The sequence below is a fragment of the Niastella vici genome (genome assembly GCF_002077945.1).
Taxonomy (GTDB): Bacteria; Bacteroidota; Bacteroidia; order Chitinophagales; family Chitinophagaceae; genus Niastella; species Niastella vici.
Genome location: NZ_LVYD01000048.1, coordinates 197642 through 222252, shown reverse-complemented (window position 1 = coordinate 222252; position 24611 = coordinate 197642). Strand labels below are relative to the sequence as shown.

Here is a 24611-nt window from a genome sequence, read left to right as displayed (position 1 = left end):
GAATAGTGGGTCAACATAAACAAGAATGGGGGGTCAACATGCGCAGGAATCTACAATTGGTGAATATATCTAAGAAATCGGATTGGTGAACTGGGTTTCCTTTCCAGCAAAGTGATGGAGTTGCCGCCACAGTTACTATATAATCAGCCGATCGCTGACTTTGAATGTAAGAAACAGCCGCATCGATCTTTAGGAACTGAATTAATTGAATGTAATCATAGTTGTGGAATTCACATGTATCTTTTAGGGCATAGTTGATCTGTGTCCACGCGGCTACCTTATCTGTTTTTAGGGATTCCAAAAAAGTTAATAGTACCTGAAGACAAATGTCACCAAGTATGTTTTCCATTTCCTTTGCCCTTTCAGGGTTACCCTCCGACGCGATTTGTTTATTTACAGCACATAATAAATTAGTAGCAATGTGACCAATTGGAAGGCTTTTGCAATTTTTTTATCAGCAACTCTTCATCTTTCAGCAAAGAATTTAATTGGCTTACTACCCTTTTAAATGTTACCTGGAGACCCTGATTATCCAGCCAGCTATAAAGTTCTTCCGCTGTACGGTTTGCATATATTTTCGAAAGAATATTACGAAGATTTATCATGACGTCTTTGGGTTTGCATATCAAAATCCTGGTGAATTTATGGATACTTCGAGATATTTTATTATGATCGGCGACACCTATCCTTAGAAAACGATTTTGGTTACGAATTACTATTTTAGACCCTGTACCAGCTTTGCCATTCGATTTTTTTACTTCTTCGGATCTTTGGTTCCTGACAGATGGAATTTCAACAGTTATAATCTGTCCGGTATTTGTTGATGGCTTTTTCGTTACAAACTTATGTTTATTTTTTTCCTTTAGAAATTGGAGTCTTCACCACCTGCGGTTTAGGAGGAGGGGAGGAGGAAGCTATTCCGAACTTGTCCTTTATGCCCTTTGCTGTTGCTTTTATAGGTACTTTCTTACTCATTTCTTTTCTTTTGGCGGTGGTGGAGGTGGTGGGGCTTGTGGTTTGGGCGGAGGTGCAGAACTTGTAAACCCTTTTGTAATATCTGGTTCGAAAGGATGAATGATTATTTTGTCCTCTTTTGGACCAAGTTTATCGTTGCTCATAGTAATGTATTTATTATAATGAATGAAACAATTAATGCTATACCAATAATCATGATAAATACTGAAGTCCAATTCAATTTGACAATTGTTCTGTTTCTACATTCAATTCTTTGAGGCTCATAGTCGTTCTCATTTATTTCCTTTATTGCCTTGTTCGCATTATTCGACGCAACTAAATGAGAAATCAAGTTCGCTAATAAGGTAACAACTAACGCCCCCCAACCCCAACCGAGTAACCCTTTATAACTGGAGTGATCGAAAGTCTTAACAATATCTTTTATGAAGGCGATAGATAAGGTCAATGCACCAGCAGCGATAAAAGTTAGCTGCTTTTCGAAAGATTCTTGATTTTTGTGAAAGACAATATTTAATTCATCTCTATAGGCAAGAATTCTAGCTACGGCTGCAGGGTCAAATTCTATTTCAGACTCTTTTTCTTCGATAGATTTTTGGGACTCGCTCATACTATAAAAATACTAAGAAATTTAGACTTATTAAGTCCCAAATTTTTGAGTGATTGAATAGTAATTCACTAAGTGTTGATAACTAAAATAGAAAACCTTGCGCCAGTCCTGATCATATCGTATAGATGTATTCCTGGCAAATGGAACGGAGAAAGGTGTTCCCCTCTTCGGCGATTTGCGATAGGTCATGTGCGAATGAGCGCATCTTTTTTCGCAGCCGTGGGGACGAAAGCTTGAAGACCGCTAATAGGGTCTCCAATAAAGTTTTTTAGAGAGCTGTTCAAGTGTGGCTGTAAAGTAAGGGGCCGATTAATAAATCTTATGGATGGTTTCGTCCAGCCCTTTATGATGAGTTCGTCTATCTAGAATTTTATACTGTATCGTTTAGCGTTACAAAAATCTTTATGCGCTGATACCGGGGCTATTCCAGTTGATTGTGCTTAATCGTTCTTGATTGTAATCAATTAATTTGCGTTTGAGGCACATTTTGATGGAAATTAAATTAAATTATTAGTGATTTTATAAAAAAATGAGTACATTGATCTAACGTAACTGATACCTTTAACCCCTTTTAATCTACACTGTATGATTTCTATTTCTTTAATCCAAGAGGATATTGGATTAGGCTTTCGTTTTTCAACACTTATAGATCATAGTCATCAAATTTCAGCTTCCTATTAGCGGCCTTTCATTTATGTGTTCTTAATTCCTTAAGGAAAGTCATGACCTACAAGGATTTTAATAAAAAGGCGCTAAATTTCTATCTCTCTCGCGCCAATTCTGCATTTTTTACTTTTTCCATTGATCATTCCGAACTTATGTTCATTCTTACAAATGATCGAATTCCGCTTTTTAGGCGTTTGGAGTCAAACTGGACTCTATTGTTAAAGGAGGATGAAGGGATTCCGCAATACTTTGGACTGATTGCCTTACAATGTTATGCTGGAACACGTATGGAGGATGATGAGGTTATTTCGGAACGTGTATATAACGCGAGATTATTACAGGTACTTCAGCTGGAGGGAATAGATGTTCAGTCACTTTATAAAGATGGTAATTCTGATAATCCCGCTCAAGAACTGATATGGTGTGCGGCCAGGGAATATTTGTTAAAGATTCATGGATTACGGCTGAAAATTCCTGAACCCAGAGTTTTTAGTAGGCGATATGTACAATTTCCAATATCTCAGATATTACTGAATACTGAGGACCTGAAACAGTTTACTGTTTTTTTTGCAGAGCATCTAATTGCCGATGAAAATATTCCATATCAACTTTTCAGGGAAATGCTATTAAGATGGATACCTGGGAGAGTGACTGCGAGGTGTGTGCGTGTACTTTCTGACGAGGATAAAAGAGAGAAATGTTTGGAACAGGTATTTAATTACTATCAGCGTTGGGATGGTAATATTTATAAGAAGGACGACCCCAACAAGAATGCTCAAAATATTACTGTGAAGCATGCTGACTCAAAGGGGAGAATATTGCTGAGCGTTTTTGACGGACATCCCGAATTTATATTCGATAACGAAAGCATTGATCCACACCAAGTATTACAACTTAAGAACTATTTTTATTTTCACAAAGGGGTATTGTTATTCAATCCAATACCAGACTATGATGATGATTTTGAGGATAGCCGTTTGCTGATAAAATCAGATTGTGAATATTACATACTTATAAGCCGTAGTTATGATCAGAACTTATTTTCGTATCTGGAGTGCTGCTGTTTATCTAAGACATATTTTCCGTCTGGAGCCTGGTTGTTTCGTTTCAAAGTTGATGATCATATACCTTATTGCCTGAGGAAGTATTTTTATCTGATTAATCCAGCGCAGCTACATTCCGGAATCAAGCTGAACCGAACTAATGCATTTCTAAAAGGGTTTGGGCCATCAATTGAATATGACAGACTTTTTCGTGTAATATATAATTCCCATCCTGTAATCTATAATCCGGAAACTGCAGAGACAGGTAAATATATAGTCAGAACGAACGATTACAGGGATGTAATTTTTTACATTGAAGATTCACCAAAGGAAATTTTCATTACTAGTAGTAATAAGGGCTGGAATCTTTTTAATCTTTCAGTATCCGACGCACCTGGAATGGAAGGTTGTTTAATAAAGTCGTTTCCTTCAGGCAAGATCCATCCTGTTCGTGAATGGATTAATATCCAGACTTCATCATCCTTTAATATTAAGAATCAGCAATCTAATATACTCTTAAGAATTTTACAAAATGCCGGAATACAAAAGTATAAGAACAAAGGGTGTACTTGAAGAAAGACGCTTAAACAGTGGGCGATTCAGGGTGCTTGGGTTCAAACGGCAAGGCCAGTTTGTTTATGATCCGGAAGAAATAAAAAAAGAATTTCTTCCTAATGGATTTGTTTTCGCACCCGGAATATTTAATAATCCAAAATTCACAGAAGATACTATCTGGGAGTTTTATGCTATTCCCGGAGATAACATTATTGCTGGCGGCGATATTATGTTTCTTGATAGTAGCCGGGATTATACAAAACTGGATTTTCAAGTTTTTGATATTTATGAAGATGTAATGGTAACTGCCAAACAATTCAATCAACCATTACTAAACCGCTATTTTAATGAGGTAACAAGTAAGTTCTATATTCATCAGAAAGAAACGCTATACGGACCATTTAAAACAGTTAGCGGAGAGGTGGTACCCGAATTGGGAAGACATGTAAACCTGTTTGGACGCCTCCCCAGAATCCATGAAATTAACGGTCGCCAGTATTTGCTTGAGCTCCCCTCCGAGAATAACATTATCGAAAAGATTGAATGTTATACGAGATCCCAATTAGCTGACTGGTTCAGGCGTGAAGTAAGAGCTTCTGGATTAAAAATTGACTGGAATGAGTGGGAACACTTATTGGGAACCTGGAATGACAATGGAGAAGGGTTGGGCAGATTCAATCAGGTCGGAAATTTTATGGAGGAGTTAAGATTGTCACACCAGGAAATCAAAACACTCGCCGATTCTTCTGCAACATTGAAGAATATGTATAAACAATCCATAAATGATATAAGGGAACTTATCAGACAAGAAGAACTAATACCTCTTCTAAGGGAAAAGGAAGTGCTGGAGAAAGAGATTCTCTCCCTTAACACAAGGATAGCGACATTGCAGGAAGAAAGTGAAACTTTGAATAAACAAAGAAAGAAATTAACAGAGGAGTATCAGTTTATAAATGAGGAAAAAGATAGACTGATAAATGATATCAAAATTCATACGACTGTAGCGGAAAAAACTAATACTTCCTCCGTATACGATTTACGACAGGACGAGAGACTTCAGACTTTTGAAGTCAGGGTATTTGAGAAGACAGGTGATGTTTACCCTGATTTGAAATCTTTTGCAAAGAAATGTGAAGCATTGTTTGGAGAAGATGTGAATGTCCGGAAGCAGGGCATGCTATCATTTTTCCAGTTAAGGCAATATAAAGCTATTCTGTGTAAACAAGTAGACTGGGTAATACAATTTGCCAGACTCACTAATAACTGTAAATTATTTATTCAACAGGTCGAAGCTGACTGGTTAAAGTATGAATGTTTATACCGCAATGGGCTCAGGCAGTGCTGGGAATCAGCGGTTAAAAACCCAGAGATCATTCATTTTTTCTTACTGGAAGATATTAATTTATCCAGTATTGAATGCTATGGACGACCATTTCTTGATCTTCTGGCTAACCGCAGGCAAAAGCTGCCTGGTCTGGATGAATCATGGCCCCCAAATGTGTGGCTTTTTGGTGCCCCGCTGGAATTGGATAAACAGGAAAACTTCGGCCTTCCTTTAATAAGGAGTTCTTTTAAATACTGGGGGGCTATTCCTTCTTTTGATCAGATTAACACTACAGTGGACGTATCAGGGAGCTATCTGCCATTAAATGTCCTATACGATCATGGGATAGATGCACCAATTCAAATGAACGATTATTTCCATCATGAATAATTTAAAGCATTTACAGGAAGGGTTATTGAATTGGTTTAGGTATTCGCCAACCGAATTGAAGTCGTTTTATTCTATTAATAAATTGTGCCGGAGCATATCTCAGCGTTACAGTACAACTGGTTACCTAAATAATGTTGTATATAAGTTGTTATATCCCTTGATCAAAATAGGATTAATAGAGTTTTATGGTGATGGCAAATTCAGGCTGTCGCCTACTTCAATATTGTTTAATCAGCATTTTTTACTTGCCTGTTGTGCCCCCGAAAGCATCCGGGAAAAAATTGGTGTTGCTTCTGTTACTGAGCCGTTTTCTGGAATAGCAATATATGCTTATAGCGATCGCGTCTTAAGAGGCTTTATGAATCAAGGAATTCCCTGTAACCATTTTAATCTGGGAAGTATACTATCAAAAATTTTACCTCTACAACAAATTATAAAAGAATGGGAGGACGATGACATCGAGGCGATAGGTATTGCAGAACTTTGTTATTGGGGAGAAGGAAACATCTGGATTAAAAAAGACGATTATCCTAAATGCGGGGTTTTTAGAAACGGCAATGAGAATTACAATAAAAAATTATTAAGAATAAATAATCATCAATGGAAAAGAATTCCGGAGGCTAAGGATAATATTGATGCGTTCAGTCTGGCTGTTCTTTTTGGAAAAATTTATAATAACTATAATATAGGGTTAAGCTATGTTGCGTCCGAACAAGTGTTGTCCGTCAATAATCAATATTTCCCTCTTTCACTAGAACGATTATTATTTATTAATACTTTGCTTTCGGGGCATTCTGGAGCAGATGGTTATTTGGGTAAATATTTCATAAACCAGAAAGATGTTGAAGTTCTCAATAATTTATTGGATCAAAAAATTGTCATGCTATGAATAATGCTTTCGAAATATGGAGGCAACTGCGGGATATATACCTTAAATATCTTGATACCGGTATCCCTTTAAGATATGAAAAGCTGGAAGAAGAGCGGAGAAAATTACTTAGTGAGCCGGATGCGATTTGTAAGGAGCTCATCATTGAACTGGTGCCTCGTTATAAAGAACTTTGTACATTGGATGAGGCTTGCAGGAAGATAGGGTTGGATACCAGATTCGCCGCATTTGCACGCAGGGGATTGTTTACAGACAAAAATGGGGAAGAAAGCAAGATTTATGAGCATCAGTATGAGGCACTAGATCAGGCCATAGGGCAACGAAAGCATATTATTGCTACAACAGGTACGGGATCCGGAAAAACAGAATGCTTCCTTTTTCCGTTGATTTATGACATCTTTCATGAAAAACTTCACCGAAAAACTGGATGCCATCCTGCGATGAGAGGGTTGATATTATATCCTCTAAACGCACTGGCTGAGGATCAAATGCGCCGTTTGAGAAAGGGGCTGAGTGGCGGGGACTGCGTTAACTACCTGGACACACATTTAGAAGGAAGACGTATTTCCTTTGGTCGTTATACAGGCATCACCTTAATTGCAGGGAGAAGAAATGATGGAAACAAAGCAATATTAAAAAAAGCATTGGCTCAGCTAAAAGAGGAATGGAAAAATGTAAAAAAGATTGCGGCCGAAAAAGATGATAATGAATATCTCTATGATCATCCAAATATGGATGAAGGTGTACACGCTGAATATCTGGACAGGTGGACGATGCAGGATACACCACCGGATATTCTGATCACAAACTATTCTATGCTCAACATTATGTTGATGCGTAAGCAGGAGCATAATATATTTGATCAAACTAGAGAGTGGCTGCAATCTGATCCTAAAAATGTTTTTCATTTAGTGGTAGATGAGCTCCATTCTTACAGAGGTACTTCTGGTACAGAGGTAGCCTATCTTCTCAAATTGTTATTAGTTCGGTTAGGCCTTACTCCTGATTCTTCGCAGGTACAGTTTCTTTGTTCTAGCGCATCCATGCAGAAAACAGAGCGAACCAAAAAGTTTATAACCGGATTTTTTGGATTGCAGGAAGCTGATTATGAGAAGTTCGCCCTTATTAATGATAAGCAACAGGAGGATAACTGCACCTATCCATATTTGAAAAATCTTGATGAATATATAGGGTTAAAGGATCCTGCGGTTACTGATCAGACAATTGAAGAATTGTTTTCACGCGACCAGATTCTGCAACGTTTGCGGCAAACAGTTCGGAAAGCAACGGAATGTCGGGAAATCGCCAACCGGTTATTTGATAACTGTGACGAAGCAGGTGATGCTTTCGAGGGATTGCTTATCGGATTAAGCAGGCTAAAGAATGAAAAGAAAGATGCACGTCAGCCGATAAGAGCGCACTATTTCTTCAGAAACATTGAAGGACTCTGGGCTTGTACTAATCCCGGGTGTCATGAGGTGGATAACGGATATAAATATGAAGGCAGGCCAATTGGCAAATTGTATCGGCGCCCCCGTGTATTATGTAAGTGTGGCAGTGTTGTACTGGAGGTGCTGATATGCCGTCAATGTGGTGAATTATACCTGGGAGGCTGGGAGAATACAGAGGACAGTAAAGGGAAGTCTCTGCTGGTAGAAAAAAATATCTTTAGGGAAAATCCCTCTTTTCATACATTGTACCCGTTCAATGATCTTGAGTATGAAGCTGATAAAAATGATCAGTGGAAAAAATGTGCATTTGATCATAGAACAGGAGCATTTTCTATCTCGCTGATGGGTAAGAATTTAATGTATAAGCCAAAATCAGGTTATTCCAGCGTATATCCAAACCATTGTTACAATTGTGATTACACAGAAAAGAATGTAGAGAGTGGGGGACTTACCCCTGTATACAGACATTCCACTGGTGTCCAAAAGATAAATCAAATTATGGCAGATTCTCTTATCCGGATGATCCGCCTATATTTTACGGATCATCCTAGTCCAAAGGTTGTACTGTTTTCAGATAGCAGATCTGCTGCCGCAAAACTATCCGCAGGGATAGAGTGGGATCATTACCGGGACATTATGAGGGCTGTATTGCTCAATAGTCTCGATAGTGGTTCTGTCGAAAAGGATATTCTTAAGAAATACTTTTATAAAGAGTCGTTGAATGCTTTTAAAGCATCATTAACTCCTGAGGAAACGCAGGTTTTTAAGGAAGTCATACCCAATCATAGAATTTATAGCGATGTATACAGGAAAATAATTAATTACGAGATGTGGGAAGACGAACATGATAAAAAGGAAATCATGCAGTTCTTTCAGAATAAAAATACAGTAAAACTTAATAGTATCGAAAATGTTGTTATTGATCAGTTATTTCAAACCGGTATTAATCCCGGAGGCCCATCCCCATTGATAAACCAGGATTGGGTGAAAAATTATGATTTTTCAGGCAATACATTCTCTCCTATACATGAAGGAGCTATTGAAATGACCTTGCATAATAGCATTATTAAAGCTGCTAAAAACGAGATTCTTATCAACGCTTTTTCGCATAATAAAAGATCCCTGGAGTCTCTGGTACAAGGCAAAATCATGGCGTCTGCTGATTTTGGAAATGAAAGGATACAGGAGTTTATTAATGCCTGTATCCGGATTTTAGGTGAAACGTGGAGAATAAAGGGGGTTTTTAAGGAAAGCGCAGATGGGTTTCCTAATAAGTTATGGAAATATGCAAGGAAGGTTTTCAACTTTAGCAGATGGGATTTTCCTGAAAGGGAATCGGAAGCAATAATAGAATTCCTATGTAAGAACAATATCATTGATTCAAAAACGAATAGGTTACTGACAGGTAAAGGCTTGGTATTTACACCTGCCCATGCCGGGGATCCTGCATGGATATGTGCAACATGTGGTACAACGCATCTGCATTCAAGTGCCGGTTATTGCATTAACTGTAATGCAAGGCTTCCGGACTCAGTAAGCTTGAATGAGGAAAATATAAGAAATCTTAACAATTACTATATCTATATCTCTTCCCTATCAAGGGAGCATGGATTCTCTCGTTTACACTGTGAGGAATTGTCAGGACAAACGGATAAAGAACATGCTAGGAAAAGGCAGCGATTGTTTCAGGGCAGGATATTGGATGGAGAGGAAGCGAAAGTTGAGGAAATTGATCTTTTAAGCGTGACTACCACTATGGAGGCAGGCGTTGATATTGGCTCTTTGTCCGCTGTTATGATGGGCAATGTTCCTCCCCAGCGATTCAATTATCAGCAAAGGGTTGGGCGTGCTGGAAGAAGAGGCATGCCCCTTTCACTGGCATTAACCATAGCTAAGGGGAATAGTCATGACCAAACTCATTACATACAGTCACACCGTATGGTATCAAGTATACCTCCCGATCCATATTTAGAGCTGGAACGGCCAGAGATATTTCTGCGTATGTTAAATAAAGAAGTTTTGAGATGTGCTTTTGGAAATATTGATCTGCAGGGGGATGACCTTACAGATAATGTACATGGTGAGTTAGGCAAGACGGAGGCATGGTTCTATCATAAAGACACAGTTCAGCATTGGATAAATGAACATAAGGCAACTATTTTGCAATTGATATCCCAGTTGAGAAAAGGTACCTATATTAATGATGATAACGAAGTTTTATATTGTCGGCTGCAGGGTGAACTTGTGAATAAGATTAGCGAAGTTGTTTCAAGTAAAGAGTATACTCAGGTTGCATTGAGTGAAAGATTAGCAAACGCAGGTCATTTACCAATGTTTGGGTTTCCAACCAGAGCAAGGATACTTTATCAAAATGAACCTGGAAGTTATCCACCGGAGAATGTTATTGACCGAAATTTAGAAATTGCTATAGCAGAGTTTGCTCCTGGTAGTGAGGTTATAAAGGATAAAAGCATCCTGATGCCAGTTGGCTTTGTCCATTATGTTCCGGTATCCGGTCGCAGAAGGCCGGATGAAGCCGACGGGAGAGGAGTCCTGCCTGATGGTTTACATAAATGCATTAATCCCGATTGTAATACAATTTACGGAAAAATTGAGGAGGGTATTCCGTGTAAAGTTTGTGGAGGGGAATTGGAAAGAATAAATGCTTGCTCTCCTTTAGGTTTTTGTCTGGAGTACGGTGTTAAACCTGATGATTTTGATGGGAAAATTGAATGGTCTTCACGTACAGGACAGGTCTCTCTGGACCCTAATTCGAAATTAAATCATGAAATCCCGATACAAAATATTTGGATCCGTTCCAACAAAGTGCCGGATGATGGAATAGTGCATCAGATTAATGACAATAATGGAAATCTTTTTAAGCTTGGACAAATCCCTGGCACAAAAAGATGGGTAGTGAAGAACCTTTTAAAGTTGCCGCCGCAAAGATTATTACATGAGGATGACTATGTTCTTGTGGCTTCAAGACACACTGGAGTTATTACACTTTCTATTGATACTGTTCCTTCGTTTTGTGAATTGGAACCAAAAAATCCTTATCACAAGGCAGCTTTTTTGTCTTGGGCTTTTTTAGTAAGAAAGGCTATTTGCGATAAATTGGATATCGAAACAAAAGAACTGGATGTAGGATACCGTATTGCTCCAAAAAGTTTAAAACTTGAAGCATATATAGTTGAAAAGGCTGATAATGGTGCCGGATATTGTAATTATTTGAATGGAAGTACTGATCTTGAAATATCCAAAGAAGTGTTTATCCGCTCTTTGCTTCCTAATGGTAATGTATACGAACAAATATTGATGTTGAATGAGCATGAGCTAAATTGCACTTCTTCTTGTTATGATTGTTTAAGGGATTATTATAATCAACCGTATCATAGTTTACTAAATTGGAGAATTGCACTTGATCTTGCTGCAATGGCTGACTGTAAAGATGTGCTATTGGATTTTTCAGCCCGGCATTGGCATGGGTATATAAATAATGTATTGCTTGCCACTCTTGAGCAGAAATTAAATGGTACACGGGATATGGTGAATGGCAACTATCTAATTAATGCTGGTAAAGATGTTTATTTAGTGACTCATCCTTTCTGGAGCAACGATAAAAAGGATAGTGTCAGGAAATTATTTAATTATCCGTTAAAGGAATTAAATATTATGGATGCAATTGTGAAAACACGATATTAAAATAAATTTAACAGGGGAGGCATGAATAATTAAGATCATGAAACGGACTCCCTGAGTATTCAATAAATCCATATCTAGAATACAAAATTTATTTATGACGTCATTAATAGAGCAAAAAAAATGGATAGGTTATTGGAAAAAGAGTTTATCTGATTCAATAAACACCAATATTGATCTTGATAGACTGCGGCATTTTGAGATTCAGGCTTGGGATATCAAAAATGACTTGATCGTTGACCTGGAACGAGTAAATGCTTTAATTGATTTTGAAGAAGATCGTATCAACAAGAAAAAGGGTATTCCGAATAGAGAAAGTGAGAACTGGATGAAGTTAAAGTATGTCGCTGTTCTGATAGCTCCTATTAAAATCGTTCCATTGCCAGACCGTTTAATCTATTTAAAAGACAAAACTCCAAAATTTCCTTATTGGTACTTCGCTATACTAGACAGACAAGGAAAACTTAGTAATTCAGAGGAACTATTTCCTATATTTCAACGTAGATTTTTGGAGCCGTTGGCAGATGAAAGAACCGAATTCATTTTTAGTACTGTAGAAAAAGTAGACCTAGCAACTGCAATTGGTAAGGAAAAGTACGACAGTTACCCAGAATATATCGAAAGTATTAATGAAATATTTAAGCGTTGTGTCGGTCAATCAATCGAGACTTATCAAATCGAAGGATATACCGTAGTAAAAAATGGTATTGTCTTATTGCCTGATGAAGATATTAATGCCGGGATTGGGATAATACAGCTGTATGAAAAATTATTGAATGAAAAGAGTTTACCGAAATTACTATCCACTTTAATAGAGTTAAAAAACAATACTGAGAACCCTCCTCTAACAGTATCGCAATTTATTGAGTTAAACTCATTGCATCTAGGACAAATGGGTTTTAATTTTTCACTATCATTATCACAAAGGCGGGCATTATATACATTATTGCAATCGCAGTCGCATGTATTCGCAGTAAATGGTCCTCCCGGAACTGGAAAGACAACTCTCATACAAAGCCTAGTTGCGAACAAAATTGTTGAAAGCGCTTTAAATGGTGCATCTCCTCCAATTATTCTTGCCTGTTCGACAAACAATCAAGCTGTAACTAATATCATTGATAGTTTTTCAAAATCGAATGAAAGAAATGGACCGTTAAAAGGTCGGTGGCTTCCAGATATCGAAGGTTATGCCACTTTTTTGCCTGCTAATAATAAATCCGATGTGGAATTGAAAGGGATCAATTACAAAAAGCAAAACGACGATGGGTTATTTACAAAAATTGAAAATCTGAATTACGTCAATGAAGCAAAGAGCTATTATTTACAAAAAGGGGCTGATTACTTTAATTCAACATTATTAAGCATTGAAGATGTTATTCAAAGATTGCAAAATGAAATTAAAGAATTAAATGTGTCATTAAATGATGCCACTAGACTTTGGAAAGAATACTTGCAAAAAGAGGAGCTGTTTCTATCTGATTATCTTTCAGATGGCGCTGACCGTGCGAGGTACTACATTAGAGGTCTTTTAAATGACTCTGCTTTTGATACTGACATAACTACTTTGACAAAGCTGGAAAAGGAAATTTTGTTATATTTTAAAAACGAGTCTTTTTTTAGGAAGTTGTTTTGTTTTTTAGGAATAAAAGTAGCATTAAGAAATAGGACCGCCGAAATTAAAATAATTTTAAGAGGCTCTTTAATATCTGATATTAGTCAATTGGAGTTAACAAAAGCTGGCATTTTAGAAAAAATTAATAAGAAAATAGAAACCGCAAGAAAGCTAATTCAGGCCATTTCAGATTGGAAAGATTGGAAGAGAGTGTACGGGATAAAAGGCAATCCAGCTAAAAATGAGAATGAATATTTGGCAGCTGAGAATATTAAAATTGAAGCGCAACAAAAGCAAGATTTGCAAATGTCTAAGCAAAACGGTTTCTATGATGAATTAGATATCACACTTCGACACCAAGCCTTTCAATTGGCCGTTCACTATTGGGAAGGAAGGTGGCTAATGGCTATTGAGGAGGATTTAATGGACCCGAATTTTGAGAGAAAAGGGACAAATCAGACTATTAATAGATGGACCCGCCAAGCTATGATTACACCTTGCTTTGTAAGTACTTTTTACATGGCGCCAAAGTTTTTCAGTTCGTATAAATTTCTCCAAAAAGGAGAGGATGGCAAGAATATTTTTGATAACCCACCCCTTCTTGAATTTATAGATTTATTAATTGTTGATGAGGCTGGTCAAGTTTCGCCAGAGGTTGGTATTGCTACATTTGCTCTTGCCAAACAAGCTGTCGTTGTTGGAGATATTAAACAAATAGAACCCGTTTGGAATATAATCAGTAAAGTCGATATTGGAAATCTGAGACGGGGGGGACTCATTAATAATTATGAAGACTCTATTTTCGAGGAGCAGTATGATCCAAAAGGATTTTTGGCCTCTTCTGGTAGCATCATGAAAATGGCTCAAAATGCAAGTATTTATAAGGAAAAAGGTTCAAAGGAAAAAGGAGTCTTATTGGTTGAACACAGAAGATGTTATGATGAGATAATTAGTTATTGCAATGTTTTAGCCTATAATGGCCGGCTTAAACCTCTTAAAGGAAAAGCAGACAAATCAAATCCGTTTCCACCAATGTATTGTATTCATGTAGATGGAAATTCATCTTTGATCCATTCAAGCAGGCAAAATTTAAATGAGGTGAAGGCTATTGTAAATTGGTTATTAAATAGTAGATCCAAAATCGAAGCAAAATATGGGAAAGTTGAAAATGCAGTTGGTATAGTTACCCCTTTCGTTGGACAAAAAAATAGTTTAAGATTTGAATTGAAGAAAGTTGGCTTTGACACAGATATTATGAAGATAGGAACTGTTCATGCCTTGCAAGGTGCCGAAAAACACATCGTGCTATTTTCTATGGTTTACGGGAAGGGTGATTCTGCTTCAATGTTTTTTGATCGCGGTAATAAGCCCAATATGTTAAATGTTGCAGTTTCGCGGGCTAAAGACAGTTTTATCGTTTTCGCTAATATAGAGATATTCGATAGAAACGCTAAGACCCCATCTGGTATATTATCGAATTTTCTTTTATTTGAAAGACAATCGAGCTAAGAATTTTATAGTTTATACCGCTTTTATAGGAAAATTGGTAAAAGTCAAACCTATTTGATAATCACAAAATTTTACGCATTCATTGTTAGGCTATTGCCAGGGCATTATTTAAGTTTCATGTAAGCGATATCGGCTTACTTTACCATTAACCTCGGTAGTTTTTGTTGAGTAAATTATCACTATGCCTTTATAAGACATTTATGCCAGGAAAAATCGGAACAGGAACGTTTGGAGGTAAGGCATATTGTCACCGGTTTGTTTGGTTAATCGATGCAATAGCTTACAAGTGGCAAGTGATAAAATACCGTCAAAGGGATTGGAGGCAAAGCTAGTATCATGAGGCATTTTATAAGCATTCCCAATAAATAAAGTTATTCAACCACCCATCCAATTCTAATTATTTATTAAAACGTAGTTATGGCAAATGCAACGGATATTAAATGGATCAAAAGTGTTACCCGTGACGAAGGGGCAGAGTGGGCTTACACTGAATTCTCCACCGGTGACATATTCCCTTTAAACTTCTCCAAGAACAAAAAGTGGTATCCTACTAATTACATAAAGGCACAACCAGGTGAATTGATGGTATTATTTCAATCTTTGCTGCCGGCTGGAAATCGTGAAGAAGGGTGGTATATTACCCATTTGGTGACTCCTATAAATAGATTAATAAGAAGGGATGGTATCCCTTCTCATCCTTATACACGTGATGTGCTGGTGGTGGGAACGCCAACTATCCCTTATCAAGTAAATAAAGCAATATGGAGTTTCTTTAAATGTAACCGTGGTCAGATATGCACCATTGAAACTATTGAAAAAAGAAATCAACCCGGATTAGCTATAGTCCAAAAACAAAACTATGTATGGCATGCGTTTGATAATCTGTTGCCAGATACAGACAATGCAATTGACTTTGTTGTTTCTCCAACCATGGAGGATGACGAAACATTTATGGAAGGCGCAGAAAGAGCTGTATTGCGTACGCATAAATTTTACGAAAGGGATCCCAAGGCGATAAAAAAAGCCAAAACCCTAGCAAAAAAAGAAAATCGTTTATTTTGTGAAGCTTGTTCTTTCAATTTTTCTACTGTATACCCTGAGCTGGGGGATGACTTTATTGAATGCCATCATCGCCAACCGATAGCAATTGGAGGAATGCGGAGAACAACCGTGCAAGACCTAGCTATCGTATGCTCCAATTGTCACCGTATGTTGCATAGAAAATACCGGGGCAGATATTTATTGGTTGATGAACTTAAGCAATTGTTCTTTTCATAAATAGCCTTTGTTGGTTAATATTGTAACTCTGGAACTTATTTAGGTAAATTTCTTATAAATAACCAGGATTTACATTGGTTCAACAAAATAAGTGCATACCCGATAGAGCGTAAACCCTGATAATATTTATTTTCGGCAGCAGGCACAGAAGTTGAAACACTCGTTGATGACTGCGGGGCGACAAATTGGTAAGTGAGCCATCTATATCTAGACAGCTATATTGATGTTTTCTTTACTATAACTGGGCATTTGATTGGAATCGAATGTCCATCCCGAATTATTGGACAAGAGTATTTTTCGGTGCAATAGTATGCAAAACGCCTCTGGCTCTTTCAAAGCAATTATTTCCAGTTCTTTTTGGCTAGCAGCAAGCAAGGCGAATTCGAAAGTAGTGCAATCCATAAAGAAAGCGTAAACGCGTTTCCCAAAATTACATGCACTTAAATTTATCTATCAGTTGCTTTACAGTGCTCATACGATTAAACAAAATATTTAATTGGTTCGACAATCTGTCGGCGGACTCCACGAAATTGTAAAACCCGCTCCTGTAGCGGGTTTTTGCGTTTAAGCAATTGAATTGATCTTTTTGAAATGTTTTATGTCTTTGGAATGAACAGCTTTCGGGTTCGAATCCGGTAAAATTCTTGTATAAGTAAGAATGTCTGCAGGCACGTGTTGAACTTCATTTTATGATAATGCCACTATACCAATCTTTGCTCCAGAAAACCTTTCCATACGGTAAACCCCTTTTGGGCAGCAGAATAGTCATGCATGATCCTGCTAAAGTTTGGATGATCTTTGTTAAGATAATCCTGTTTGCCTGTATTCTTGATTTCATTTAGCACTGCTTCGATTTCAATTAGCCCGTTTCGCAACGCATCCATTGTTTTTTCAAAATGCCATACATAAGTGGCTTCTTCGCTATTTAGCGTCTCCCATACAATATGGTATTTCTTGTCGCCCTGCAATAGAAACAAAAATGAAAAAGGCTGTAATACAAATCTTATTTTCAGTACCGATGAAAGGTGTTGTGCGGCGAGGAATTTGAGATGGTAATAATGTTTTGAGTCCTTTACACTTAAAATATCATCAATTAAATCCTTGTCGGATTTAAACATTTCTTTTAATGGCGTTTCATTTGATATCAACAATGTATCGAGAGTGTTTAGGATTTGATTATTGTCTTTATTCCCTTTAAATGGAAGGATTTTCTTTTTTACAAATTCAAAACGAACGCTATCGATAATACCGCTATTTATTTTATTGATGTCTTCAGAGGAGGTAGTTGTAGATAATATCTGATTTTCGTTGTAACGAATTTCAATTTCAGTGGCGATCAATTTTTTCTTCAGAATTTTTATAAAGTAGTCTTTGACCGCTTCAAACTCAGGTCGTATATCCGGATTTTCTATTTGAAATTTGATATCCTGACCTAGTTCTTCAATAAATATAGTAAACGCTACACAGGCATTTGAAAATTGAATCTTTGGAAAGGGTACTTTCATGATTTTCTTAATTACCCATTCAGCCGGTTTCGTTATTGTTTTAAAAGTTTGCTGAGAAGCATTGTCGCTGGGTTCTTCAGATACTTTAGGGGTTGAAGTAAATCTCTTTAGTTCAACAGCATGTAATAGCCTGGCTGTATCAAGCGAACGAAATCTTATTTTATCGATAGGCTGGAATTGCAGGGAAATTTGATTGCCGGTGTTGATTTCCGGATTGGCTGCATAGTCTATTATTTCAGCTCTGATTTCACTATTTTCCTCATCATAATTCAGCACTCTTATTTTCCAAGCGACCTCTGTTTTGAACTTTTCTACTTGTATAGGGAGATCAAGTTGGTCTATTTGTAATATAGTAGCATCCGTATTTATGAAAACTTTATCCTCATTGAAAATCAGCACCAATTCATCCAACCGCTGTATTTGGCCGGTATGTAAAAGTCTTTGATAATATCGGCTTCTTTGCCTGAATAACTTTTCTAAGTAATCCACATGTATGTCCCTATAATCATAAATAACGGGAGTGGCTTCTGTGCGTTGCACCCGGCCAAGATATTGAATCATTTTTCCCTCAAATGAAAATGGATATGCCAGCACTAAACAATCCAGGCTTGGTATATCTGCACCTTCACCCAAAAATTGTCCGGTGGAAATTAGTATCTGAAAATTTCCAGAGTTGATTTGGCTGAACTTGGTTTTCTTTGCCGATTCGGAATCTTCACCTGAAATAGTAATGACCTCAAATTTAGTTTTGAGGTATTGGTAAAGAGTTTGGATATGAGCCTTACGTTCAGTTAATACCAAGACTTTTTTTCCGGTATTTACTTCGCTTATGATATCATCTATAATAAGGCGATTCCTTGATGAATCGTGAATAAGTATCTGGAGCAATGTCTCTGTCTTATCAGTCTTGTAATCAAATGGAACCAATAATTCAGTTTCCCGAATTATTATCGAAACTTTTTTGACAGGAGCGTTGTTTTGGGTGGGTAATTTCATTTCATGAATTACCTCCCCAATATGAATGAATATTAACTTCTCATCATTATTCTTTCTGATGGGTGTAGCAGTTAATCCATACAAGTAATAGCAGTGGAAATTTGATATTACTTGTCTGAATGTTTTCGCAGGTACATGGTGGCATTCGTCGATAATAATGGTGCCAAAGGATTTAAAAATATCATGGGACGCATTTATACCTGCAACGCTTTGAATCATGGCAACGGTTATATGTGCGCCTATTTTTTGTTGCCCTTGTACAATTTTACCAATGAAGGGTTCTGCAATTCCCAAAAATGACTGAATACGTTCTGTCCATTGATCAAAAAGTTGCTTGCGATGTACAATTATCAGTGCTGGTTGCTTTTTTTGAGCTATAATTGATAAGCCAATAATGGTTTTTCCTGAACCGGGCGGGGCTACAATAATTCCCATCTCTTTTTTGGTTGCTGTATCAACCGCGGCTTTCTGATAATCATATAATGATCCTTTAAATAAATAATTTACTTCCCTAAGTTTTTTTCGTTCGTCATTTAATTGATAAGGAATGCGCTTTTCTTTGCAATAAAGAAGTAGTTCTCTAACAAATCCTCTTGGAATAAGAACATAACCATCCCTTTCTTCAAGCATTCTGAAGTAGGCTTCTGTGCCAAATGTATTTTTACCCAGCTTCTTTTTTATGATATATTCAGAATTAATGAAGTTGAGGCTATCTCTTAAAAAGTTTACCAGGTCAGGACTTAAATTTGCTCGCGGAATTTTAATATTGGTGTTTAATGTGATTTGCAGTACTGCTGAATTTGTTGAAACCGTTTGTATATGTTTATGATCTGAACCTGTCAATGAATTGTATACTTCTTCCAATTGCTGGATACCCACTTTCTTTATAGTTCGCAAAAATGACCATTGGTCTAGATAAGACATATAATTAACTGGATCTATAAAACAGGAATTATTATTCTCCAGTGATTTCTTTTGTAACGGCAATGCGATCAGATTGCCGATTCCTTTGCCGGAATGTGAATCCTGGTTAGGGAACAGCCGGTCGTAATTAGAATTTTTATCGAAAGGAGAAATAATGCCCGTTGATTCTAGAATGTGAAGCATGATCCTCCTGCTTTTAAAGGCAGGATAGCTGTTTTCAAAAAACATCCATACATGGCCTCCTCGTCCGCTTCTTGAACGTTCAAGATATACTGGCAGCTTATATCTTTCACAGGCATCCATAAATAGCTTCACTTCATCCTGCCAGCTTATTTTGCCAGATTCTGATTCATCGAAGTCGGCTGCTATGAACCAGGATGAATTATCTGGTAAAAGCGGATAAAGGCCAATCACTTCTTTGCCTGCCAAGTGATTCAATAATCTTTGTTCAGTTAACTGTGAATAGGTCTTATTGGGGAAGTCCTTAAGCGTACCGCCATTTGCTTTATGAATGGCAAATTCATCCCAATTCAAATCATAAGCGGGCATATAACCACTTCGGCCATCTCTTTCCCAACGAATAGCAAACACATCTTGTCTACCTTTGAAAAGAGGCATGAAAACATTCAATGATTCATTTGACAATGGTGTCATCATTATTTAGTTCGTAAATGCTTTTCGGCTAAATTTAATGTAAACTATTAATTTGCCCTTATATGGTGCTGGTGTTTTGGCAAGTGTTTGATTATTAATAGTTTGTGTGCGGTTTTGTTTGTATTGGGCAATTTTTCTTATTATTGTCTAAATGATCGACGATGAAATCCGGCAAAAACTTCAAAATATCATTAGCGGAACTCTCATTGAAGAGCAAGAAGATCATTGCACAGCAATCAGAAATCTCCTTTGCCAAGGCTTTGGCTCAAATCCAACTGTTAAAAGAGAATTCGAAAGTAGGTCAATTGTCAAAGAAGAACAGGCTCGCTTCTTAAAAATTCACGCAGAAAATAATAAGCTTTGGATTCCTGCTTTAGCAGAGGGCAGTCAGTATTTGACTAGGGGAGGAGAATCTGAAATATACCTGGCGCCAGATCATATGCATGTTATCAAAATCAATGATGCTGTATACTATGCTACATGGACTGAATATTTCAATAGCCTGGTGATTCATAATTTATTGTTTCCAGGTACTGTTTATGAATTGTTGGGTTTTACCTCTGGTAAAGATGAGACACTTTGTGCTGTTCTCCGACAACCATTCATTGAAGGGGGACAGGCTGATCTTGAAAATATCAAAGAACTTTTGACTTTTAATGGTTTTGAGAATACCAGACGGCAGGATTACTATAACAAAGAATTTGGATTGGAGTTAGAAGATATGCATGATGAAAACGTGATTGCCAAAGACGACTTATTATTTTTCATTGATACTGTCTTTTATATTATGGAAAGAAAGTAAGTACTCATCGAGCAATTGCTAACATTGATGCTTCACAGCCTTGCTGCATATTGGTTTCCTATACTTTGGCATGAACGATATTTTATCTATCAATTGTTTTTCAATACTTATACGCTTAAATAATTCCTTTAATTGGTTCGACAATCTGCCGGCGGACTCCACAATTTTGTAAAGCCTTGCGTTGCAGGGCTTTATTTTTTTATCTTCACCGGACGGTCGAACTCTTGCTAAAATTCTTGTTAATAAAAACTAGGCAATTAAAATACGTGAAAAACACCCGCTTTTATTACATCAAATCTTTGTAATCTCGAAATCTGTTGATTACTGTATTGCAATTCTTGCGCAGTATCTACCAGTTCCCGGTCATTTATAACTTTTTTGATTCCTGGCTGGACGTCATAGGATACCCCACCTACAGCAATACTTGAAAAATAGCGGCAGTTTTTGGGGCAATGCTAACATGAAACATTTTATATCTAATGGCAAAAAGCTTCGATAAAGGAAAAATCGGAGAAGATGAAACATGTAGCTTATTTGAAATGAAAAAAATTAATTGAACGATTGTCTAAACTCCAATGGCGATTGATTGGTTTTAGTCTTAAATAATTTACTGAATGATTGCGAATGTTCAAACCCCAGTTCATAGGCTATTTCGCTTACAGTGAGATTCGTAGTTGATAGTTTTTCTTTTGCTTTTTCTATTAATTTTTCATGAATATGAGTTTGGGTTGAATTGCCTGTAAGGGATTTTAATAAACTACCTAAATAATTTGGAGAAAGATGTAGCTGTTCTGCAATATATTGTGCAGTAGGTGAGCCTTTTTCTAATAGGTTTTCATCATTGAAATAATTATTAAGTATAGATTCTACCTTTGCAAGTATCTGATGATTGGTTTTTGCTCTTGTGATAAATTGCCTTTGATAAAATCTTTCGCAGTAACTCAATAATTGTTCTATTTGTGCAATGATGATGTTCTGTGTAAACTTATCAATGGAAGAATGGTATTCTCTTTGAATATTTTTCAATATATCAGTAATTACAATTTCTTCCTTTTCAGACATAAATAAGGCTTCGTTTACATTGTATCCAAAAAAATAATATTTACTAATAGCCTTTGCCAAGTTAGTATTCCACAGAAAATCAGGATGAATAAACAACAATAGACCCGTTGGTTTTGTAGTTTGGCTTTTATCTAACGTGATGCTAACGACTTGCTTTGGTGCTACAAATGTCATAAGCCCTTCATCAAAATCGTATTGTAGCTGCCCATACTTAAACTTGCCCTGAATATTTCTTTTTAAACCTATTGAATAGAAATTTTGCATCCAGCTAATTTCAGTATCATCAGTCTGGTAATCTACTAAACCATAATCTACTAAACTTACCAAAGGATGCTCAGGCTTAGGCAAACCGCTCATTTTGTGAAACTCAGCGATTGAATTGAAACGATATATGTGTTTATTGCTCATGTGAAAGGAATTAAAATGACAGAGCTTTAAACCTTTAAAGCTCTGTCAAAGTTAAAAATGTTAGTTTTATTTGCATTGATCACTTGAAACAAATTAAAGCTGTTGCTTTTTATTTAATACTTCAATGATTGCTTTTGCCATCGGAATGCTTGATGCAGGGTTTTGACCAGTTATCAAGTTACTATCAACCATTACATAATTGCCCCAGTTTTTTGCACCACAAGTGTAGTTAGCACCATACTTTCTCAATGTTGAAGCTAAAAGCCAAGGTGCATTGTTTGCTGTTCCAAATTCAATTTCCTCAGAATCACTAAATGATGTCATATTTCTACCTTTGAACAACCAGTTGCCTTTGCTATCAACTGCACTTAAAAATGCAGCCTGACCATGACACACAGCACCGATAATTTTTTTGGATTTGTCTGCTGCAAATAACACCTTGCCCATGTCTTTATCTTTATACAAATCTTCAACTGGGCCATGTCCGCCAGGTACTATCACTGCATCGTAATCATCCATATTGATTTTTGCTAATTCCAATGGATTGCTTAACGTGGTTGACAATGATTTTAGATACTTTGCAAAGGCTACTGCTTTTTCAGCACCTAGTGTACTTACTTCAAGACTTTTGGGGTCTGCTGTTGGTTTCTTTGCACCAGGAGTGGAAATATCTACCTTATAGCCAGCATCTACAAATTCTTTATGAACATCTACGAATTCTTCTGTCCAATAACCGGTAGGATATTTTGAGCCATCTGCCCTTGTCCATGTGTCGGCGGCTGAAAGCACAATGAGTACTTTTTTGGTAAGTTTAGAGCTGCTTGATTTTACACTTGCAGACTGTGAGTAGGTGTTTGCTGTGAAGGCAAACATTAGCACTAATAATGCTGTTAACGATTTTAAAATATTACTTTTCATTTTATTAATTTTTAAAACTCATTGAATAAATTATTTTACGTAATCTGTTGATTTACTTAAAGATTCATTGGCGGCAAGCTCATTTTGCAATATTTCAATTTTACTATTTGCCATGCCAAAAGAGTCTGAACCCATAAAGAAGTGCAGTGGTGCAGTTTCCATTTCTGCCAATTCAATCAACACTTGTGCAGCTTTGTTTGGGTCACCAGGTTGATTGCCTACCATTTGAGTTTCGTGCCAAATTTCGGTGTTACGAGCCGCTGTATATGCTACAATTGGATTTTGAGCTAGTTTCATAGAGCCTTCTTTCAAGAAGTTTGTATTAAAATAACCCGGGTAAACAATTGTTGCTTTTACATCAAACTCTTTGGCTTCTACTGAAAGTGCTTCTGTTAATCCCACAACAGCAAATTTTGTGGCACAATAAACACCCCATCCAGGAAATGCACCAAGTAAGCCTGCTATCGAAGAAATGTTTATAACATGTCCTGCTTTTTTGGCTCTAAAATGGGGCATAACATTTCTGATGATGTTAAGCAAACCAAAAACATTGATGTCAAAATTCTGACGAGCTTCGGCATCAGACATTTCTTCTAATGTACCTAATTGGCCATAGCCAGCATTGTTTACTAATACATCAATACCACCGAAGGTTTTGATTGTACTTTCGATTGCTTTTACAACACTTACTTCATTTAATAATTCTACCTGTAGAGGTAAGAAATTGGAAGTGTCATTTGCAACAGCTTTGTTTAGCGATTCTACATCTCTTGATGTAGCAGCTACTTGGTAGCCTTCTGAAAGTAACTTTTTTACGAGAGTTAATCCTAAACCCTTTGAGGCACCAGTTACAAACCAAACTTTCTTTTTATCCATTTTTAATTTTTAATTGTGAGTAATTAATTACAACACAAAGATGGGTTGCTATAAAAAGATAGATATAGCCGTATTAATGGTGTTTGTGCTTAAATCAACGATTGGCTGTTTAATTAAAGAGTGAACCGGTTATTCGGGTAAAAGATTTCATTGGGGTTGGATTATAATGGGCAAGTAGGTGAATTATTTTCGACAGAGGCGTAGATATGGCTGAAAAAGTAATAGTTAAAAAACTACAAGGCTTTATCGAATTGTTCTATCAGTTGCTTTACAGAGGCTATACAATTGAAGAATTCCTTTAATTGGTTCGACAATCTGCCGGCGGACTCCACGAATAAGGAAGCCTCGCGTAAAGCGGGGCTTTTTTTATTAACTCTACCGGACGGACGAGGACAGTTTTCCATTCGACTATTGATATAGCGTTTACCGCGGACTGGATTTTTGGATCATGCACTTTGGGGAATA

General features: G+C 36.9%; 14 protein-coding genes. 8 read left to right on the top strand and 6 right to left on the bottom strand.

Annotation, left to right across the window (positions count from 1 at the left end; genetic code table 11):
* The first annotated feature begins 817 nt into the window (after window positions 1-817).
* Window positions 818-1042 (top strand): hypothetical protein, encoded by a 225-nt coding sequence (locus tag A3860_RS18745; protein WP_143774173.1) that lies wholly within the window; start codon window positions 818-820, stop codon window positions 1040-1042.
* 72 nt (window positions 1043-1114) lie between these two features.
* Here the strand turns inward: A3860_RS18745 and A3860_RS18740 are convergent, their stop codons facing one another.
* On the bottom strand, window positions 1115-1582 hold the full coding sequence (locus A3860_RS18740; RefSeq protein ID WP_081148359.1) for a hypothetical protein: 468 nt from the start codon (window positions 1580-1582) through the stop codon (window positions 1115-1117).
* Window positions 1583-2304: 722 nt separating this feature from the next.
* Between A3860_RS18740 and A3860_RS18735 the strand changes: the two genes are divergently transcribed.
* From A3860_RS18735 to A3860_RS18715, 5 genes are all read left to right on the top strand, one after another.
* On the top strand, window positions 2305-3864 hold the full coding sequence (locus A3860_RS18735; protein ID WP_081148357.1) for a hypothetical protein: 1560 nt from the start codon (window positions 2305-2307) through the stop codon (window positions 3862-3864).
* Entirely contained in the window at window positions 3824-5560 is a 1737-nt protein-coding gene (locus A3860_RS18730) for a coiled-coil domain-containing protein (RefSeq protein WP_081148355.1), read from the top strand. Before A3860_RS18735 ends, A3860_RS18730 begins: the two co-directional genes overlap by 41 nt.
* Window positions 5553-6449: a hypothetical protein gene (locus tag A3860_RS18725; RefSeq protein ID WP_081148353.1), complete on the top strand. Its 897-nt coding sequence runs from the start codon at window positions 5553-5555 to the stop codon at window positions 6447-6449. The genes A3860_RS18730 and A3860_RS18725 overlap by 8 nt, the downstream gene beginning before the upstream one ends.
* Entirely contained in the window at window positions 6446-11605 is a 5160-nt protein-coding gene (locus tag A3860_RS18720; RefSeq protein ID WP_081148351.1) for a DEAD/DEAH box helicase, read from the top strand. Before A3860_RS18725 ends, A3860_RS18720 begins: the two co-directional genes overlap by 4 nt.
* 94 nt (window positions 11606-11699) lie before the next feature.
* On the top strand, window positions 11700-14723 hold the full coding sequence (locus A3860_RS18715; RefSeq protein WP_081148349.1) for an AAA domain-containing protein: 3024 nt from the start codon (window positions 11700-11702) through the stop codon (window positions 14721-14723).
* 198 nt (window positions 14724-14921) lie between these two features.
* On the opposite strand, the gene A3860_RS42290 is transcribed toward A3860_RS18715, so the two are convergent.
* On the bottom strand, window positions 14922-15068 hold the full coding sequence (locus A3860_RS42290; RefSeq protein ID WP_158085305.1) for a hypothetical protein: 147 nt from the start codon (window positions 15066-15068) through the stop codon (window positions 14922-14924).
* 72 nt (window positions 15069-15140) lie between these two features.
* On the opposite strand from A3860_RS42290, the gene A3860_RS18710 reads away from it, so the two are divergent.
* Window positions 15141-16001, top strand: coding sequence for an HNH endonuclease (locus tag A3860_RS18710; RefSeq protein WP_081148347.1), 861 nt, complete (start codon window positions 15141-15143; stop codon window positions 15999-16001).
* Between the two features lie 701 nt (window positions 16002-16702).
* Here the strand turns inward: A3860_RS18710 and A3860_RS18700 are convergent.
* Complete coding sequence (locus A3860_RS18700; RefSeq protein WP_081148343.1) at window positions 16703-20083, bottom strand: DEAD/DEAH box helicase; 3381 nt, start codon at window positions 20081-20083, stop codon at window positions 16703-16705.
* A gap of 148 nt (window positions 20084-20231) precedes the next feature.
* On the opposite strand from A3860_RS18700, the gene A3860_RS18695 reads away from it, so the two are divergent.
* Window positions 20232-20882 carry a putative polyvalent protein kinase domain-containing protein gene (locus tag A3860_RS18695; RefSeq protein ID WP_081148341.1) on the top strand — a complete coding sequence of 217 codons (651 nt, stop codon included), beginning with the start codon at window positions 20232-20234 and terminating at the stop codon, window positions 20880-20882.
* Window positions 20883-21431: 549 nt separating this feature from the next.
* Here A3860_RS18695 and A3860_RS18690 read toward each other — a convergent pair.
* The 3 genes from A3860_RS18690 to A3860_RS18680 form a co-directional block, all read right to left on the bottom strand.
* Window positions 21432-22352, bottom strand: coding sequence for a helix-turn-helix domain-containing protein (locus tag A3860_RS18690; RefSeq protein ID WP_081148339.1), 921 nt, complete (start codon window positions 22350-22352; stop codon window positions 21432-21434).
* A 93-nt stretch (window positions 22353-22445) separates the two neighbouring features.
* Entirely contained in the window at window positions 22446-23270 is an 825-nt protein-coding gene (locus A3860_RS18685) for a type 1 glutamine amidotransferase domain-containing protein (protein ID WP_216823468.1), read from the bottom strand.
* Window positions 23271-23300: 30 nt separating this feature from the next.
* Window positions 23301-24146, bottom strand: a complete 846-nt coding sequence (locus A3860_RS18680; RefSeq protein WP_081148337.1) for an SDR family oxidoreductase — start codon at window positions 24144-24146, stop codon at window positions 23301-23303.
* Window positions 24147-24611 lie beyond the last annotated feature (465 nt).